General features: G+C 38.6%; 18 protein-coding genes and 1 pseudogene. 17 read left to right on the top strand and 2 right to left on the bottom strand.

The features are described 5' to 3' along the window. Positions 1–2 precede the first annotated feature (2 nt). A complete protein-coding gene (gene sdaAB, locus BLV53_RS07480) occupies positions 3–662 on the top strand; it encodes an L-serine ammonia-lyase, iron-sulfur-dependent subunit beta (RefSeq protein ID WP_090299346.1) in 660 nt (219 codons plus the stop codon). 76 nt (positions 663–738) lie between these two features. Here the strand turns inward: sdaAB and BLV53_RS07475 are convergent, their stop codons facing one another. Further along, a complete protein-coding gene (locus BLV53_RS07475; RefSeq protein ID WP_090299345.1) occupies positions 739–1,962 on the bottom strand; it encodes a DUF4317 domain-containing protein in 1,224 nt (407 codons plus the stop codon). Positions 1,963–2,078: 116 nt separating this feature from the next. Between BLV53_RS07475 and BLV53_RS07470 the strand changes: the two genes are divergently transcribed. The 14 genes and pseudogenes from BLV53_RS07470 to BLV53_RS07405 all read left to right on the top strand — a co-directional run bounded on the left by BLV53_RS07470 (position 2,079) and on the right by BLV53_RS07405 (position 13,534). Next, positions 2,079–2,309, top strand: coding sequence for a beta-galactosidase (locus BLV53_RS07470; protein ID WP_242879048.1), 231 nt, complete (start codon positions 2,079–2,081; stop codon positions 2,307–2,309). 298 nt (positions 2,310–2,607) lie between these two features. After that, complete coding sequence (gene asnS / locus BLV53_RS07465; RefSeq protein ID WP_090299343.1) at positions 2,608–4,008, top strand: asparagine--tRNA ligase; 1,401 nt, start codon at positions 2,608–2,610, stop codon at positions 4,006–4,008. Positions 4,009–4,034: 26 nt separating this feature from the next. After that, a complete protein-coding gene (asnA, locus tag BLV53_RS07460) occupies positions 4,035–5,045 on the top strand; it encodes an aspartate--ammonia ligase (protein WP_090299340.1) in 1,011 nt (336 codons plus the stop codon). 245 nt (positions 5,046–5,290) lie between these two features. Next, positions 5,291–5,578 (top strand): YerC/YecD family TrpR-related protein, encoded by a 288-nt coding sequence (locus BLV53_RS07455; RefSeq protein WP_090299338.1) that lies wholly within the window; start codon positions 5,291–5,293, stop codon positions 5,576–5,578. Between the two features lie 130 nt (positions 5,579–5,708). Continuing rightward, positions 5,709–6,323 carry a DUF1836 domain-containing protein gene (locus BLV53_RS07450; protein WP_090299335.1) on the top strand — a complete coding sequence of 205 codons (615 nt, stop codon included), beginning with the start codon at positions 5,709–5,711 and terminating at the stop codon, positions 6,321–6,323. Between the two features lie 88 nt (positions 6,324–6,411). After that, the gene (locus tag BLV53_RS07445; RefSeq protein ID WP_090299332.1) at positions 6,412–8,742 is read left to right on the top strand and encodes an ATP-dependent helicase; all 2,331 of its coding nucleotides are present in this window, start codon (positions 6,412–6,414) and stop codon (positions 8,740–8,742) included. Between the two features lie 148 nt (positions 8,743–8,890). Then, positions 8,891–10,282, top strand: a complete 1,392-nt coding sequence (gene rlmD / locus BLV53_RS07440) for a 23S rRNA (uracil(1939)-C(5))-methyltransferase RlmD (RefSeq protein WP_090299330.1) — start codon at positions 8,891–8,893, stop codon at positions 10,280–10,282. Between the two features lie 104 nt (positions 10,283–10,386). Further along, positions 10,387–10,602 (top strand): hypothetical protein, encoded by a 216-nt coding sequence (locus BLV53_RS07435; RefSeq protein ID WP_090299327.1) that lies wholly within the window; start codon positions 10,387–10,389, stop codon positions 10,600–10,602. 53 nt (positions 10,603–10,655) lie between these two features. Continuing rightward, on the top strand, positions 10,656–11,003 hold the full coding sequence (locus BLV53_RS07430; protein WP_090299324.1) for a helix-turn-helix domain-containing protein: 348 nt from the start codon (positions 10,656–10,658) through the stop codon (positions 11,001–11,003). An 88-nt stretch (positions 11,004–11,091) separates the two neighbouring features. Continuing rightward, entirely contained in the window at positions 11,092–11,304 is a 213-nt protein-coding gene (locus tag BLV53_RS07425) for a KilA-N domain-containing protein (protein ID WP_090299322.1), read from the top strand. Continuing rightward, positions 11,305–11,916, top strand: coding sequence for a hypothetical protein (locus BLV53_RS07420; protein ID WP_242879047.1), 612 nt, complete (start codon positions 11,305–11,307; stop codon positions 11,914–11,916). Between the two features lie 143 nt (positions 11,917–12,059). Beyond that, complete coding sequence (locus tag BLV53_RS07415) at positions 12,060–12,590, top strand: hypothetical protein (RefSeq protein ID WP_242879046.1); 531 nt, start codon at positions 12,060–12,062, stop codon at positions 12,588–12,590. Positions 12,591–12,693: 103 nt separating this feature from the next. Next, positions 12,694–12,828, top strand: a pseudogene (locus BLV53_RS16995) (recombinase family protein); the annotation flags it as partial. Positions 12,829–13,015: 187 nt separating this feature from the next. After that, positions 13,016–13,534 carry a GNAT family N-acetyltransferase gene (locus tag BLV53_RS07405; RefSeq protein ID WP_090299319.1) on the top strand — a complete coding sequence of 173 codons (519 nt, stop codon included), beginning with the start codon at positions 13,016–13,018 and terminating at the stop codon, positions 13,532–13,534. A gap of 225 nt (positions 13,535–13,759) precedes the next feature. Here the strand turns inward: BLV53_RS07405 and BLV53_RS07400 are convergent, their stop codons facing one another. After that, positions 13,760–14,590 (bottom strand): AraC family transcriptional regulator, encoded by an 831-nt coding sequence (locus BLV53_RS07400; RefSeq protein WP_090299316.1) that lies wholly within the window; start codon positions 14,588–14,590, stop codon positions 13,760–13,762. Between the two features lie 162 nt (positions 14,591–14,752). Between BLV53_RS07400 and BLV53_RS07395 the strand changes: the two genes are divergently transcribed. Together BLV53_RS07395 and BLV53_RS07390 are read left to right on the top strand one after the other, a co-directional pair. Continuing rightward, a complete protein-coding gene (locus BLV53_RS07395; RefSeq protein WP_090299313.1) occupies positions 14,753–16,066 on the top strand; it encodes an ABC transporter substrate-binding protein in 1,314 nt (437 codons plus the stop codon). Between the two features lie 73 nt (positions 16,067–16,139). Next, positions 16,140–17,045, top strand: a complete 906-nt coding sequence (locus BLV53_RS07390; RefSeq protein ID WP_090299310.1) for a carbohydrate ABC transporter permease — start codon at positions 16,140–16,142, stop codon at positions 17,043–17,045. Positions 17,046–17,055: the final 10 nt, after the last annotated feature.

Genomic DNA, 17,055 nt, shown 5'->3' with positions numbered 1-17,055 from the left:
TAATGAATATTTTTGATATTATAGGACCTGTTATGGTAGGTCCATCCAGTTCCCACACAGCAGGCGCTGCCAAAATAGGTAATGTCTGCGCCAAGCTAATGGGAGAAAAAATAGAGAGCGCAGAAATTTATCTGCACGGTTCATTTGCTAAAACCGGAAAAGGCCATGGTACTGATAAGGCAATTGTAGCAGGACTTCTTGGCATGGCCTGCGATGATATTCGCATCCCAGACAGTTTTGAAATAGCAAAAGAACAGGGCTTTAGATTTACAATAGAAACAATAGATTTAACTGATGCTCATCCAAACACCGCAAAGGTTGTAATGCATGGAGTCAGTGGAGCAGAAGTAGAGGTGGTTGCCGCATCCTTAGGTGGAGGCAGAATACAGGTTTGTGGATTAGACAAGGTGGCAGTCAACTTTTCTGGTGAGTCACCTACGTTAATAGTTCACAATGTGGATCAGCCAGGCTATATTACAGAGGTTACAAGCGTCCTTGGAAAACAGGGAATAAATATAGCCACAATGCAGCTGTATCGCAAACATCGTGGCGGTGAAGCAGTAATGGTGATTGAGTGTGATGATGAGGTTTTAGAGGAAACCATAGATATACTTAGGAACCTTGAAGGAATACTTAAAGTATCTTATTATTCACCAAATTAAAAAGCATTTGCAATGTAAAAAAGGATTTTCAATGAGACTTAAATGTCTGTATTGAAAATCCTTTTTTACATGTGTATTAAATCTGCTCACCGTTTAGCATAAACACTTCGTCTGGTTCAATAGGAACACAGACACATTTTTTACCATCAACAAAAGCCGTTGTGATATCTGCTGCTTTTTCAGATGACACCTTTACCACAATGTCAGCCTGCTTGCCATCTTCTGTAACACCGCTGACTTCTTTAAGCTGTTTTGTAAGATCTACGACTCTTTCCTTGAGAACGTTTTTCTCTACGCGAAGCTCGTTATTCTTAAGAGCCTTTTCGTCAAGAATTTCTTCAGCAAGTGGAAGCTGCTCTTCAAAATAATTTTCAAATTTAGCCTGGATCTTTTCTACCTTCATATCAGAAAGACCAGAATCTGTAAGGATATTAGCAACATCCTGTGGCTCTAAAATGATTGGTTCATCCTGTCCTAGACGCTCAGTTTCAACAGTGATGAAATCAGACAGGTTCTGCTGGATATCAAGTTTTGTTTCGATAGTTTCATCTGTCTCTTCTCCAAGAGCCTGATCAAGAATATTGTTGAACGCATTTTTCTTTTGAGTTGAGGTCTTTTTTACGCCACAGCCGATGCAGTTTTCCCAGAATTCTACATGTGGTTCCTTGGTATTTTTAGTGTATGCCAGGCAAGCATGTAAATCAGTGGTGCGCTCAGAAAAACATGGGAATGTAAATGCGGTATCTACAGGCCCTACAACCCAGTCACGTTCACGGGCACCGATGCGATTTTCAGCCTCACGATAGCCCAAACCTGGTTTTGAAAGAGCAACAGGACAGATAGCACAGATGATGTAGTCGTATACTTCTTCTGACTCATCAAGTGTGAGCTCATCAGTGGTTTTCATAGGAATATCGTAAGTGTCGTGATATAAAAGAATCAGGAAGTTGCCTACATAATCGTAGGATTCAATAATACGGTTGTAATATTCAATAAGAAGCTTCTCATCCTGAAGTCTTGTTTCACGAAGTCTCATAAGCAGGTCGTGACCACTGCCTTCGATTTCATTATTAGGGTCAAATGGAAGCTCTAACAAATTGTTTCCTACCGTTCCAGAAAGTGATTTGTTTGCAATCTCTAAATATTTATGGAATTCCTCATCCTCAAGATTCAGGAAGGTCTCTTTGAATGTAAGAACCATTTCCTTATTGGCATCTACATAGCAGCCTACCATCTTGTCAAAGTTGCAGGAATCCTTCTTAAAACGGCGCTTTATTTCATTTATTTCTTTTTTATTCATAAATCTTTACTCCTGATAGTAATTAGTTACATCTTATTCAGCATGCTTTATAATTATAATTGGGTCAAAAATTGATATCAAGAGTTTTTAATTATGAGGGAGAATGAGGGATTTTTATGGGACATTTGTTAGATTTTACAAAGGCAAGAAACCAAGAGATTTATCCTTTATCAAAGACATTCTATGGGAAAAATCCGGATGGGAGAGAGATTGGTTTTACCAATTATTATATGACCATAGATGGTAAGCCTTTCTTTGCAATCAGTGGGGAGTGCCATTTTACAAGGGTGTTTGAAAACCAGTGGGAGGAAGACTTGAAAAGGCAAAAGGAGTGCACTTTGCCTTAGGAGAGTTAGCATTGGTGGAAACATTGGAATGTTAGCTATAAAAAGATACTTGACTTTAAAAGTCTAAATAACTATACTTTACTCAAATAAAGAAGGGGAACAGTCATGGCATTTACATCTATGCTTAATAATAATCTCAATAACAATAATAATTCCGTGAATAATAATCAGGGGATTTAATTTTATTGCTTTGATGAGATTTGAAGATTGTTCAAATATGTAAGAATTAGAAAGCCTCATCAGACGCAAGTTTGATGGGGCTTAACTTATGTTTATTCATATTATAAGGAGAAAAACAATGAGCGTTAAAACTACAGACGTAAGAACTCTCTCTAGAAACTTTGCAGACTATGCAGATAAAGAAGTTACAGTTTCTGGATGGGTGCGCAACATGCGTGATTCAAAGACATTTGGTTTCTTAGTACTTGCAGATGGTACTTTTTTTAATCCAGTACAGGTTGTTTTCAACCAGGAAAACATCGACAACTTCGACGAGGTTAGAAAGCTTAACGTAGGTGCAGCAGTATACGTAACAGGTACAGTTGTCCTTACACCAGAAGCAAAGCAGCCATTTGAAATTCAGGCAACAAAAATCGAGGTAGAAGGCAAGTCAACACCTGACTACCCAATCCAGCCAAAGAGACACACAATGGAATATCTTCGTACACAGACACATCTTCGTGCTCGTACTAACACATTCCAGGCAGTATTCAGAGTTCGTTCTCTTTGCGCTTATGCTATTCACAAATTCTTCCAGGAGCGCGATTTCGTATATGTTCACACTCCACTTATCACAGGTTCTGACTGCGAGGGTGCTGGCGAGATGTTCCAGGTTACAACAATGGATCTTAACAACATCCCAAAGACTGAAGATGGCAAGGTAGATTTCTCACAGGATTTCTTTGGACATGCCACAAACCTTACAGTTTCAGGTCAGCTTAACGGCGAAACATACGCACAGGCATTCAAAAACATTTACACATTTGGTCCTACATTTAGAGCTGAAAACTCAAACACAACTCGTCATGCAGCAGAGTTCTGGATGATTGAGCCAGAGATTTCATTTGCAGACCTTGAAGATGATATGCAGCTTGCAGAGGAAATGATCAAGTTCGTTATCAACTACGTTCTTGAGCATGCTCCAGAGGAAATGGAATTCTTCAACAGCTTCATCGACAAGGGACTTCTTGACAGACTTCATCATGTTGCTACTTCTGATTTCGGCCGCATCACATACACAGATGCAGTAGCAGAGCTTGAAAAGCACAACGATGAATTTGACTACAAGGTATCTTGGGGCTGTGATCTTCAGACAGAGCATGAGAGATATTTAACAGAAAAGATTTTCGGAAAGCCAGTATTTGTTACAGATTATCCAAAGGAAATCAAGGCTTTCTACATGAAGCTCAACGAAGATGGCAAGACTGTAGCAGCTATGGACTGCCTCGTTCCTGGTATCGGAGAAATCATCGGTGGTTCTCAGCGTGAGGACGACTACGATGTGCTTCTTAAGAGAATGCAGGAATGCGGTCTCAAGGAAGAGGATTATCAGTTCTACCTTGATCTTCGTAAATATGGTAGCTCACGTCATGCAGGCTTCGGTCTTGGCTTTGAGCGCTGTGTAATGTACCTTACAGGAATGGGCAACATCCGTGACGTAATTCCATTCCCACGTACTGTTGGAAACTGCGACCTATAAAAAGCTTAAGATTTGGAGGATAGATTATGAGCAAGATTTACATTCCCGAGGGATATGCTTCGGCACTAAACCTTAAAGAAACCCAGATAGCTATCAAGAAGGTAAAGGATTTCTTCCAGGCACAGCTTACAGCTGAGCTCAACCTTCATCGTGTAACCGCGCCACTTTTTGTAGAGCCTAAGTCAGGTCTTAATGACAACTTAAATGGTGTTGAGCGTCCAGTTGCTTTCGGCGTAAAGGAGCAGGGCGACAAAGAGGTAGAGGTAGTTCATTCACTTGCAAAATGGAAGAGAATGGCTTTAGGTCGCTACGGCTTTAATGTTGGTGAAGGCCTCTACACCGATATGAACGCTATTCGTCGTGACGAGGATACAGATAATATCCATTCTATCTATGTGGATCAGTGGGACTGGGAATGTATTATCGATAAAGCTTCTCGTACAGAGGAGACTCTCAAGAAATATGTAAAGAGTGTTTATGCTGCCCTTCGTGTGACAGAAAAATACATTGCAAATTCTTATGATTATGTTCAGTGTATCCTTCCAGAGGAGATTCACTTCATTACTACACAGGAGCTTGAGGATAGATGGCCAGACCTTGATGCACACCAGCGTGAATATGAAGCAGCCAAAGAATACGGTGCAATCTTCCTTATGAAGATAGGCGATTTACTTGCTTCTGGTGAAAAGCACGATGGTCGTGCTCCTGACTATGATGATTGGCAGTTAAACGGAGATATTATCGTATATTATCCAGTAGATGATATTTCTCTTGAGCTTTCATCAATGGGTATCAGAGTTGATGAGGATAGTCTTGCATCACAGCTTAAAAAAGCTGGCTGTGAGGACAGAGCCCAGCTTCCATTCCAAAAGGCAATCCTTGAGAAGAAGCTTCCATATACTATTGGTGGTGGTATTGGACAGAGCCGTATCTGTATGTTCTTCCTTCGCAAATGCCACATCGGAGAGGTTCAGTGTTCATTCTGGCCAGAGGAAGATGTAAAATATGCGAACGAAAAGGGTGTAGTTATCCTTTAAAAGACAATTGTGGTTTAAGTGTCTTTCTCACACAAACAAAATCCTTTACATTTATAATTTTTTATCGTAAAATATTCTTCGGCTCTCTTTTAAGGGAGCCGAAATTTATGTCTCAAAGTATTGTTACTGTAAAGTAACAATATTTTTTTGTTGTGAACCTTTACTTTAAGACTTTAGTGTGCTACAGTATTAATGTAGTAATCTGATAGTATTTAAGTGGGGGATATATAGGAGTAGTTGTAATAATGAATAAGAAACTTGAAACAGCAGAGATGGATGAGCTTTTAAGAGCCATTCTTAGCCTCGAGACTGTCGAGGAAGCTTACGAATTTTTTGAAGATTTATGTACAGTAAATGAAATGGTAGCTATGAAGCAGCGCTTCGAGGTTGCTAAAATGCTACGTGAAGAGCGCACATATCAGGACATTGCTGATGAAACAGGTGCTAGTTCTGCAACTATTAGCCGTGTGAATAGAGCACTTAACTATGGAAATGATGGCTATGATATGGTGCTTAAGCGCATAGGTAAATAAATATTGAATCCTTGAGAGCCGGGTCGAAAGACCTGGCTTTTCTTATTTTATATTTTTAAAATTCTATGTTAAAATCTAAGACGTAGTTTTTGTGACTACGTTTTATTTTTGTTTGGAGGCATATTAAACTATGGATAATTCCAGAAAAAGATTGAATTCGATTTTACATCAGCTGGCAGAAATAGATTACGTTCATCCAGAGGATATTCCAAATATTGATTTATACATGGATCAGGTTTTGACCTTTTTGGAAAAGGAGCTTGGTACAGTCCGTGAGGCTACAGAGGACAAGGCTATGACCAAAACCATGATTAATAACTACACAAAAAATCAGCTATTGCCTCCGCCGGAAAAGAAAAAGTATTCCAGAGACCATATGCTGAATCTTATCTTCATATATTATTTCAAGAATTTTTTAGGTTTGAAGGATATTAAAAGTATTTTGGATCCTATAAATGAGAAATATTTTGGGGATAATGATGAACTTGATTTCTTTGATATCTATTCCAACATGGTAGGCTATGAACGTAAGGTAGCAAAAGAAGTCACAAAGGACATTATCAAAAAATATAATGAGAGCCGTGATGCTTTTACGGAGCAAGATGATGAGAGCCGTGATGCCTTGCAGGATTTCACATTTATATGCCTTCTTTCCTTTGATGTTTTTGTAAAGAAAATGATGATAGAACAGTACATTTCTGGACGTCGAGAGGAAGAAGAGGAAAAAAATTCTAAGGGAAAATAAAATTTACCATAATGGTGGATAGATTTTACATTGTATGATACAATGTTAGAACATATTTTCGGATTTTTTCTAGTAAGGATATATTATTATGGATTTAAGTATGTTAAATGACAAGCAACGTGAGGGTGTCGAGACTGTAGATGGGCCAGTTTTGATTTTGGCTGGCGCGGGCTCTGGAAAGACCAGAGTGCTTACACACCGCGTTGCTTATTTAATTGAACAGGGGGTAATGCCATACAACATCATGGCCATCACATTCACCAATAAAGCGGCTCGCGAGATGAGAGAGCGTATTGACAATATTGTCGGTTTTGGTTCAGATGGAGTGTGGGTTGCTACATTCCATGCTAGTTGTGTGCGTATTCTCCGTAGATTTGGTGAGCGCGTTGGATACGGCAGCAATTTTACCATATATGACACTGATGATTGTAAGACTCTCATGAAGGAGGTTTGCAAATACCTTCAGATAGACACTAAACAGTTTAAAGAACGTACATTTTTAAATGTAATTTCTGACGCTAAAAATAAGCTTATTGGTCCTGAAGAATTTACTAACCGTGCCATGGGTGATTACAACATGTCTAGACAGGCATCGGTTTATCGTGAATATCAAGCCAGACTTCGTCAGAACAATGCTATGGATTTTGACGATTTGATTATGAAAACTGTTGAGCTTCTCAAAGTGGATGGTGAGGTCAGAGCTTTCTATAATGACAAATTTAAATACATCATGGTAGATGAGTATCAGGACACCAATGCTGCACAATTTGAACTTGTTCGTTTACTCACTGGCGGTGCACAGAATCTTTGCGTAGTAGGTGATGACGACCAGTCCATTTACAAGTTCCGTGGAGCAGATATCTACAACATTCTTAATTTTGAGGAACATTTTCCGGCTGCCCATGTAATCAAGCTTGAGCAGAACTATCGAAGCACTGGCAATATCCTAGAGGCTGCCAATTCTGTCATTGCCAATAACGAAGGTCGTAAGGAAAAAGCTCTTTGGACAGAGGCAGAGGATGGGGACAAAATTCAGTTCAAGCAGTTTGATAGCGCCTATGAGGAGGCTAGCTTCATCGCCAGCAATATAGGTGGGCTTGTTCGCAAGGGTGAGGCTGACTATCGAGATTGTGCAATTCTATATCGTACTAACGCACAGTCTCGTCTAATAGAAGAAAAAATGATTTATGAGGGCATCCCTTACAAGATTGTAGGCGGTGTAAATTTCTACAGCCGTAAGGAAATCAAGGATGTTCTTGCATATTTAAAAACGGTTGATAATGGGTCTGATGATATCGCGGTTCAGCGTATTATCAATATCCCAAAGCGAGGAATAGGTGCTACCACTATAGCAAAGGTTTCCGATTATGCCAGAGAGCATGGCATGAATTTCTACGAAGCTTTAGTTCATGCAAATGATATTCCATCCATTGGAAAGGCTGCAACAAAGATACAGGGATTTACCACTCTGATTACAAAGCTTAAAAATATCGCAGAGTCTGAAAGTGTATCAGCGCTTGTTGAGGAGATTTTGGATCAGACAGATTACGTGGCAGAGCTCAAGGCCGAGGGCACAGACGAGGCCAAAGCCCGCATAGAAAATATCGATGAGTTACTTACAAAAGCAGTGGCTTATGAAAAGGACGCAAGAGAAGAGGGAGAGGAACCTACCTTATCCGGATTCCTTGAGGACGTTGCTCTTGTGGCAGACATCGATAGTTATGAAGAAAGTGACAATTATGTGGTGCTCATGACTCTTCATGGTGCCAAAGGTCTGGAATTCCCTAGGGTTTACATGGCTGGTATGGAGGATGGTTTGTTCCCAGGGCAGGCTGCTATTTTTGATGGTGGCGGAGCTGATTCAGAGCTTGAAGAGGAAAGACGTTTGGCTTATGTTGGTATCACCAGAGCCAGAGAGCATCTGACCATGACTGCAGCCCGTATGCGTATGATTCGTGGCGAGACATCCTTCCATAAGATATCACGATTTGTAAAAGAAATCCCAGAGGATTTAATGGAAGGTAATCTTTGGGAGCCCAAGCCAGTTGATGATTATTCAAGCACTCCTATTGGGGAGTACTCTGTCTATCAAAAGCCTACAGGCTTTGGCAAGCCGTTCGCTACTTCCACAAGCTATGGTACAGCTGGCTCTACAGCTTCAACAGGCAAGGGCAGCTACAGCGCCAGCAGATATTCTGTAGGAAGTTCTACCACAGCAGTTGACAACAAAAATGGCACAAAAATCGAAAAAGGCGAATTGGAATATGGCATTGGCGACCGTGTCAGCCATATCAAATTCAAAGAAGGAACAGTTAAAAATATCATAGACGAAGGCCGCGACTATGAGGTTACGGTTGAGTTTGATGGTGTGGGTGTGAAGAAGATGTTCGCATCTTTTGCAAAATTGCGTAAATTGTAAAGATCCCAACCGCCAATTTTTCCGTGCTCCCGCAGGCCACCTTCCACACTCTCGCTGCGGTCCAGTGGGTCCTCACTCGGTGCGGAGCCTTCCTGCTCGCGCTCGCGTAGGTTGTGTGGTTGGCATTTTTGAAAAAACGAGGTGTTATATGAAACGAGGAGAAATAGTTCAGGGTAAAGTAATAAAAGTTTCTTTTCCTAATAAGGGTATAGTTGAGACATCGGAAGGTGACCGCCTTCGCGTAAAGGGGGGCCTTCTAGGGCAGACAGTTTCTGTTAGAGTTAAAAAGAGCTCAAAGGAAAAAGCTCAGGGAAATCTATTGTCTGTGGATGCTCGATCACCACTTGAAATGCAATGTCCAGCCTGTGTACATTTTGGAAAGTGTGGTGGCTGTACATATCAATCACTTCCTTACGATGAGCAGCTAAAGATAAAAGAGGGCATGATTCATGATTTGATGGCGCCTGTAATTGGTGAAGAGGTTTGGAATGCCACTTATGAGGGAATCAAGGCAAGCCCTAATCAGTTTGAATATAGAAACAAAATGGAATTCTCTTTTGGTGACGAGGTAAAGGATGGTCCATTGTCTCTTGGTATGCACAAAAAGGGAAGCTTTTATGATGTAGTTACAGTGGATGGTTGTAGAATCATTGATGCAGATATGCGCCGCGTTCTTACCATCACATTAGAATATTTTACAAATGCTAAACAGCCTTATTATCGCAAGAATACACATGAAGGATATCTTCGTCATCTTCTTGTTCGTAAGGCTGCCAAGACTGGTGAGATTCTTGTTGATTTGGTTACAAGCACACAGATTTCATCATTGTTTGAAATTGCTCTTTTAGCTGGCTGGAAAAATGCATTGCTTGAGTGCCCAGACTGGAATGGCAAAATTATAGGTATTCTTCATACTAAAAATGATAGAGAAGCCGATGTTGTGGCCGATGAAGGTACAGAAATACTCTACGGTCAGGATTGGTTTAAGGAAGAAATCCTTGGACTCTCATTTTCTATAAGCCCATTTTCATTCTTCCAAACCAATTCACTAGGCGCTGAGGTACTTTACAGCACAGCACGTGACTTTATTGCCTCAGGTGCAGATGGGGCAGAGGTGTACGACCTATACTCAGGTACAGGAACTATTGCTCAGGTTATCGCTCCAGCAGCCAAGCATGTAACAGGTGTTGAAATCATCGCAGAGGCAGTTGAGGCGGCTAAGGAAAACGCAAAACTCAATGGTCTTTCAAATTGTGATTTCATCGCAGGCGACGTACTCAAAGTGTTAGATGATATTTCAGAGAAACCTGACTATATCATTTTAGATCCACCTCGCGATGGCATCCACCCAAAGGCTCTAGATAAAATCATAGACTACGGTGTAGATTCACTCATCTACATCTCCTGCAAACCAACCAGCCTCGCCCGCGACCTAGAGGTATTCCTCGCCCGCGGCTATAAAGTGACCCGTATGGCTTGCATTGATTTATTCCCGGGCACATACCATTGCGAGACAATCGCAAAAATTGAGAGGATATAGGAACTTTATACGGTATATAATCAGCTTCCGAACTTGAAAAAGTTTGGAAGCTTTTTTATCTGCTTCCAAGGTGTGGGAGCAGCTTTTTTATTGGAGGTTTAACGATGGTAACTGAGATTGAAATTAAAGATGATATGCAGATTCTTGCAGATTTCATGTATTCAATGATTTTAAAGTATAGTGATAAGGTTGATTTGGACAGCTTGCCTGATCCAGAGGTTCTTTTTCTTATGCAGGACATAAGAAAGTTTATTAAGCTTTCGGCAGAGAAACGTAAAGAAAAAGATTTGTTTGATATTGAATACGTTTTGTTTACATGATAACATATTCGCGTAATCGAAATTTGCAAAATTCGGAAAGGCGGATAGACATTATGACAATAACTGAAAGAATATTTTTTCTTATAAAAGAACGTGGGTTAAGTCAGAATGCATTTGGCAAAGCTGCGGGGATAGCACCTAGCACAATCAGTGATTGGAAGAGAAAAGGGCATAATCCTTCCGCTGATAAGATTATGGATATATGCAGAGTATTAGAAGTATCACCGGAGGCTCTTCTTACTGGTAAAGGCATAGATGAGACGGAGGTCAAGGAGACTAAGGTGGATTATAAGGAAAAGCAGCTTTTATTGGAATATGAAGGCTTAAATGAGGATGCGCAAAAGAGACTACTGACCTATGCGAAGAAGTTGGGGGAGCTGACGAAGCTAGAGGAGATTTAGATTTAACCGTATGTATTTGCAGTCGGTTAAGCTATTGCAAATCTAAAACTTACCTAATTCGATAAGTTTATATTATGGTGGATTGAAAATGAGTAAGGTAATAAAAGAGACAATTGAAGCAGATGGTATAAGTATTCAGGTGTATTCAGAGGACTATAAGAATGATTTTATATCCCTTACAGATATAGCTAAAAAGCGAGAAGGCGAGTATCCAGGATATGTAATTCAAAATTGGATGAGAGCAAAAAGTACTATTTCATTTATTGGGCTATGGGAACGTCTTCATAATGAAGATAAATAGATGGGACTTAATGATGATTCTAAGAAAAGGCTGTTGGCTTATGCTAAGAAAGGATATTGTTATAATTTGATAAAAAATAGAAATGTATCTGTAATCAAGGATGCGCTGGGAAATAATGTTGTAATGATTAATGACATTATTTTTCGTGGAAAACGAGGAATAAAATGGATAGACGTTGAAGAGTATCTCAAGCAGTATATAGGAGAGTTCTACACAATAGCAGAGACAAATGAGGTAGTTTATATTGGTACCGATTTGCCCGATGAGTATTCACATTCAGAATACACACATATTCTAAAAGGCACTAATGAAAAAGCAAAAGCAAATGCAGCACAGGGATTGCCTGAGCTTATAATCACAGCCACTAACATGGAGCATACAGATAATTCGAAGGCTAAGCATAAAAAGGATGCGAAGTACGGCTGGTATAAATATGAATCCAGATTTGCTTTACCGGTATTTGCAAGTAATGGTGAAGTGGAAAGATACAATGTTTTTCATGTGGCAATGATTTTAAGACATGATAAAGATGGAAAGAAGTATTTATACGACATTATGAACATAAAAAAAGAAACGAGTGACCTTTTCCAGTCCGATGACCTTACTCAGTAAAAAACCCATTTCTTGATTCTTATAATAAAGACGAAAATGGTTTGTGTCAATAGTTTCTAGGATTATTTTAGGAAGGGGATATTTAATTTTTGAGGTCACAATTTGTGACCTCAAAGAAGTAATATGAAAGGGATTTTTAGCAATTGAAGAATAATGTAAATGTGTCTGTGATTCAAGATGCAGATGGAAATAATATTGTAATGATTAATGATATTGCTTTTAAGGGAAAGCGATCGATGAATTGGGATGATGTAAAGGATTATTTAAAAGGATTTGTTGGAAATAATTACACTATAGCTGACTCTAATGAAGTTGTTTATATTGGAACTGATTTACCTGATGAATATACTGGTTCAGATTATACCTATAACTTGAAAGGTGCAGTTGCTAAGGCAAAAGCTAACGCAGCGCAAGGATTAGGAGAATTAATCGAGATAGCAACAAATGGAAAGCATACAGAGAATAAAAAGGAAAAACATAATATTGATGGAGCTAATGGTTGGTATCGTTATGATTCTTGTTTTGCTCTGCCTGTATATGGAGTTGATAATAAAGTGGAAAGGTATAACATCTTTAATGTAAATTTGATAATTAGACATGATTTAGATGGCAAGAAGTATTTATACGACATAATAAACATAAAAAAAGAAACGAGCAACCCGCTTGGCTGTTAGTTCCTAACACGTACGGTAAAAAACCCATTTCTTGATTATTATAATAAAGACGAAAATGGTTTGTGTCAATAGTTTCTAGGATTATTTTAGGAAGGGGATATTTATGACAAAGGAGAAGACAAAAGTATATATTTACACTCGTGTCTCAACAGCAATGCAGATAGATGGCTATTCATTAGATGAGCAGAAGACAAGAATGAAAGGCTTCTGTGCTTACAATGAATATGAGATAGCTGGATAATATGAGGATTCAGGAGACGGTATGTTTATTTTCCAAACTATAAAATAGAAATGCCTCGAATTCGAGGCAATTAAGAAAACGTATAGAATTTGATAAAATATCTTAATATTGTACTTTTTAGCCAATTAGTATACAGTGAATTGCAAAGACTTTCTTTATATAAAAAGTACATGGAGGATTTGTTATGGAACTGGTAAGAGTACAGGATTCAGATTATAAAAAAACGTATGAGCTTTATATGACTTTTCCAGAAAATGAAAATGGATATATGAATAATGTATATGGATATAACTATGAACAGTTTCTGGAGTGGATTGAAAAAAAGAGAAATTGGTCATTGGGGAAAGAACTGCCTGAGGGATTTGTTCCTGATACTACTTATGTGTTGGTTGATGAAGGTGTTTGTGTCGGAGTTTTTAATCTAAGACATTGCTTGAATGATTTCTTAAGAGAAGGGGCAGGCCATATCGGTTATTGCATTTCAAAAAAATATCGTGGAAAGGGATATGCAACTAAAGGGCTTGCGCTTACCATTACAAAGGCCAGACAGATGGGCATTCATGAAATCTATATGTCTGTAAACAAGGACAATCCAGCAAGCCTTCGCGTGCAGATAAAAAATGGTGCATACATTCATCATGAAAACGATAAGGAGTATTTTACAAGGATAAACGAGATTGAGGAGAAAAAAGGAAATGCGTAAATCCTTCAATACAAACCAACTATGCTATTGTAAAGCATATTGTTGAAATACATGATGCAAAAATTGAGCTGGACAGTGCCCCGGAAGTGGGGACGACTATATCAGTACCGTTTTAATATTTAGTCCCATAGTCTTATCTTTTTTACAGAGACTATGGGGCTTTCTTTATAAACAGTACAGGTCAGAAATCATAAATAAGGTAGGGTGCAAACGGCAATCAAGACCCTATTGCTTTCTGTAATCTGAAGGTGATATATTATAATATTTTTTAAATGCTTTTGAGAAAGTAAATATATCACTATAACCCACGGCAAGAGAAATGTCCTGTATGGATTGAGTTGTTTCTTTTATCAGTTTTGCAGCGGTTTTCATGCGATAGGTCACAATGTATTGTTGTATTGAGCTGCCAGTGGCGTCTTTGAATAAACGACTTAGGTAGCTTCTGTTTAGCCCGCATGCATTAGATATATCGTCTATACGTAGATTGTCAGAGTATTTTAATTGAATATATTTAATGGTTTTCTTTACGTACTCCAATTGTGGACTGACATTTTTGGATACTTTAGTTTTAGATTTGTTAGTGATAAAGCTGAAAAGCTCATAGGTTTTTCCAATGCAATACAGCTCGTCATCACGCATTTTAATCATACTATTTAATATAGATTCTGGTATATCGGGGCATTCACATGGTGTAAATACCGGTTGATTTGGCCCGATACCAGCTAAATACCACATTTCAGCAAGCTTGGCTCCACCTACGTGAATCCACATATAGTGCCAAGGATCTTCTTTATCTGCTTCATAATATGATTTTACATTTGCAGGAATTAGAAAGCCTTCACCAGGCCCGATTTCGTAGCAATTATCATTTAAATAGAGTTTCCCCTTACCTGAAATGACAAAATGAAATATATCTCTTGCTCTAATGCTTGGTCCATAACCATAGCATGGTGAACATTTATATGAACCAATCTCATATAAGGAGAAATCACTGGAATTATCGTGGTCTAGGAACCATCTTCTATCAAAACCAAAATCGGATAACTTAGGAATCATAATTTTACTCCTCAAAATTCATATTTTGGAAATGTCATATTATGACAAATATATATGCGAATTATAACATTTAATATCAGCATTTAAAACACTACTATATAGCCTATAGTTGTTGTGTTTAACACAGCTGAAAAATAGCAGAAATATGTTAGGAGGTTTTTTATGAAGAAGAAAGTTGTATCTCTAGTTTTGGCAACAGCAATGTTAGCTACCTTGGCAGGATGCGGAGAGTCTGGGTCAGGTAACGCTGGTGGTTCATCAGCTATGGATGAAATCAAAATTAACATTTGGGATAACAATCAGAAGGATGGATTGCAGCAGATAGCCGACAAATGGACAGAGACATCCGGGGTAAAGGTTTCTATCGAAGTTGTAGATTGGGACAATTACTGGACATTGCTTGAAGCAGGTGCATCAGGTGGAGAAATGCCAGATGTATTCTGGATGCATTCCAACACAGCACAGATGTATATGGAAAATGGAATTCTGTTAGATTTAACAGATTACATTGCATCAGATGATAGCGTATCAGCTGATAAATATTACGAAGGCGTATGGAATCTTTACAATAGTGATGGAAAGCAATATGCACTTCCAAAAGACCACGATACAATAGCCCTTCTATATAATAAAGCTATTTTTGATCAGTACAATGTTGAATATCCAACAGATGACTGGACATGGGAAGATATGTATGAGGCTGCTAAAACTATCACAGAGGAATCAAATGGCGATGTGTACGGAATGGCTATGAATACATCCAACAATCAGGATGGTTGGTACAATCTTGTATATGACTACGGCGCACAGGTAATTACAGATGATCATAAGGGTACAACAATTGGTTCTGATGAGGGTAAAGCTGGTATGGAGATGGTTAGAAAGCTCCTTTCAGTTGGAGCACCTCAGACAGTAGTTGCTGAAACTGGTACAGATTCATTGTTCTTATCAGGAAAGACTGCAATGATTACTCAGGGTTCTTGGATGATTAATACATTTTACACTGCTGAGAATTCTGCTGATTATGCATGGGCAATGCTTCCATACGCAGATACAAATGATAATGGCACATGTGACGAGGGTGAAAGATACTCAGCATACAATGGACTTGGATGGGCTGCAAATGCTAATGTAAAGAATCCAGAGGCTTGCTATGATTTAATAGCTTATTTCTGTTCAGAGGAAGGTCAGAGACTTCAGGCAGAGTTAGGCGTGACAATGGGCGGTATGGAAGGTGTATCTGAAGATTTTTCAAATGCATTTGAAGGAATGGATGTTTCCGCTTTTGTTAGAGCTGAAGAGGAAGGTGATTTGTATTTCCGCCCATATACAAGAAAGACAACTGTATGGGAGGATGCACTACAGCAGGCAGGAGCTTTCTTGGATGCATGGCAGAGTCCTGATGATCCAGCAGTAATGGCAAAGGCTTGTGATAATGCACAGAAGATTATAGAGGATGCAATTGCGGCAGAGTAATTATCGCTAATTCTTTATTAGTCACTGCAATAAAGTATTGTTGCAGTGACTTGTTTTTTAGGAGTGGTATATCATGGAAAAAATAAAATGTAAAAAAACAAAAATGTCTATTAGTCAGAAAAAGGAAGCGTTTTGGGGTTTGGTGTTTATTTTTCCAACTATCCTGGGGCTTATAATTTTAAATTTCTATCCAGCAGTTCAAACTGTTTATCAGTCTTTTTGCAAAACAGGTGATTTTGGACGAGGAAATATTTTTGTAGGATTTGAAAACTATCGTGCTGTGGTAGCGTCAGCAGAAACATGGCAAGCACTTTGGAATACAATCAAATACACTTTAATTGAGGTTCCGCTTGGAATTGCTATTTCTTTAATTTTGGCAGCTATGATGCAACAAAAAATTAAATGTAAAACAATATTTAGAACAATATTTTTCCTGCCAATGGTATGCGCTCCAGCAGCAGTAGCAATGGTATGGAAGTGGCTATATAATCAACAATTTGGTTTATTGAACAATTCATTACATACCAATGTAGCATGGATTTCAAATCCAAATATCGCTTGGCTTTCTATTGGTATTATTGGCGTATGGTCAATTATTGGATATAACATGGTGCTATTTATAGGTGGTTTACAGGAGATTCCAAAGGACTATTATGAAGCTGCTCAGATTGATGGCGCTAGTGGAATAACTCAATTTTTTAATATTACAATTCCACTGTTAAGTCCAACAACATTTTTTATTGTTCAGACTAGAATAATAGGAGCCTTAACTATTTTTGACTTGATGTTTATGGTAATGGATAAAACAAATGTTGCACTGTATAAAACACAGTCTATAGTTTATTTGTTTTACACCTATGCATTTACTAATGGAAATAAGGGCTATGGAGCAGCAATAGTAATGATTCTTGTTGTATTTATTATGCTTGTTACTTTAATTTTGCAGAAATGTGAAAAGATGTTTGTATTTTATAACTAGGGAGGAATAG

The sequence above is a fragment of the Pseudobutyrivibrio sp. ACV-2 genome (assembly GCF_900107545.1).
Lineage (GTDB): Bacteria > Bacillota > Clostridia > Lachnospirales > Lachnospiraceae > Pseudobutyrivibrio.
The sequence above is the reverse complement of the archived record's forward strand: the minus strand, read 5'-3'. Positions and strand labels throughout refer to the sequence as shown.

What these genes read in the sequence shown, in the direction of transcription:
- BLV53_RS07425 (WP_090299322.1), top strand. Translation starts at nt 11,092, where the DNA reads ATGAGTAAGGTAATAAAAGAGACAATTGAAGCAGATGGTATAAGTATT.
- asnS (WP_090299343.1), top strand. Translation starts at nt 2,608, where the DNA reads ATGAGCGTTAAAACTACAGACGTAAGAACTCTCTCTAGAAACTTTGCA.
- BLV53_RS07435 (WP_090299327.1), top strand. Translation starts at nt 10,387, where the DNA reads ATGGTAACTGAGATTGAAATTAAAGATGATATGCAGATTCTTGCAGAT.
- sdaAB (WP_090299346.1), top strand. Translation starts at nt 3, where the DNA reads ATGAATATTTTTGATATTATAGGACCTGTTATGGTAGGTCCATCCAGT.
- BLV53_RS07455 (WP_090299338.1), top strand. Translation starts at nt 5,291, where the DNA reads ATGAATAAGAAACTTGAAACAGCAGAGATGGATGAGCTTTTAAGAGCC.
- BLV53_RS07475 (WP_090299345.1), bottom strand. Translation starts at nt 1,962, where the DNA reads ATGAATAAAAAAGAAATAAATGAAATAAAGCGCCGTTTTAAGAAGGAT.
- BLV53_RS07420 (WP_242879047.1), top strand. Translation starts at nt 11,305, where the DNA reads ATGGGACTTAATGATGATTCTAAGAAAAGGCTGTTGGCTTATGCTAAG.
- asnA (WP_090299340.1), top strand. Translation starts at nt 4,035, where the DNA reads ATGAGCAAGATTTACATTCCCGAGGGATATGCTTCGGCACTAAACCTT.
- BLV53_RS07450 (WP_090299335.1), top strand. Translation starts at nt 5,709, where the DNA reads ATGGATAATTCCAGAAAAAGATTGAATTCGATTTTACATCAGCTGGCA.
- rlmD (WP_090299330.1), top strand. Translation starts at nt 8,891, where the DNA reads ATGAAACGAGGAGAAATAGTTCAGGGTAAAGTAATAAAAGTTTCTTTT.
- BLV53_RS07405 (WP_090299319.1), top strand. Translation starts at nt 13,016, where the DNA reads ATGGAACTGGTAAGAGTACAGGATTCAGATTATAAAAAAACGTATGAG.
- BLV53_RS07430 (WP_090299324.1), top strand. Translation starts at nt 10,656, where the DNA reads ATGACAATAACTGAAAGAATATTTTTTCTTATAAAAGAACGTGGGTTA.
- BLV53_RS07445 (WP_090299332.1), top strand. Translation starts at nt 6,412, where the DNA reads ATGGATTTAAGTATGTTAAATGACAAGCAACGTGAGGGTGTCGAGACT.
- BLV53_RS07390 (WP_090299310.1), top strand. Translation starts at nt 16,140, where the DNA reads ATGGAAAAAATAAAATGTAAAAAAACAAAAATGTCTATTAGTCAGAAA.
- BLV53_RS07470 (WP_242879048.1), top strand. Translation starts at nt 2,079, where the DNA reads ATGGGACATTTGTTAGATTTTACAAAGGCAAGAAACCAAGAGATTTAT.
- BLV53_RS07400 (WP_090299316.1), bottom strand. Translation starts at nt 14,590, where the DNA reads ATGATTCCTAAGTTATCCGATTTTGGTTTTGATAGAAGATGGTTCCTA.
- BLV53_RS07395 (WP_090299313.1), top strand. Translation starts at nt 14,753, where the DNA reads ATGAAGAAGAAAGTTGTATCTCTAGTTTTGGCAACAGCAATGTTAGCT.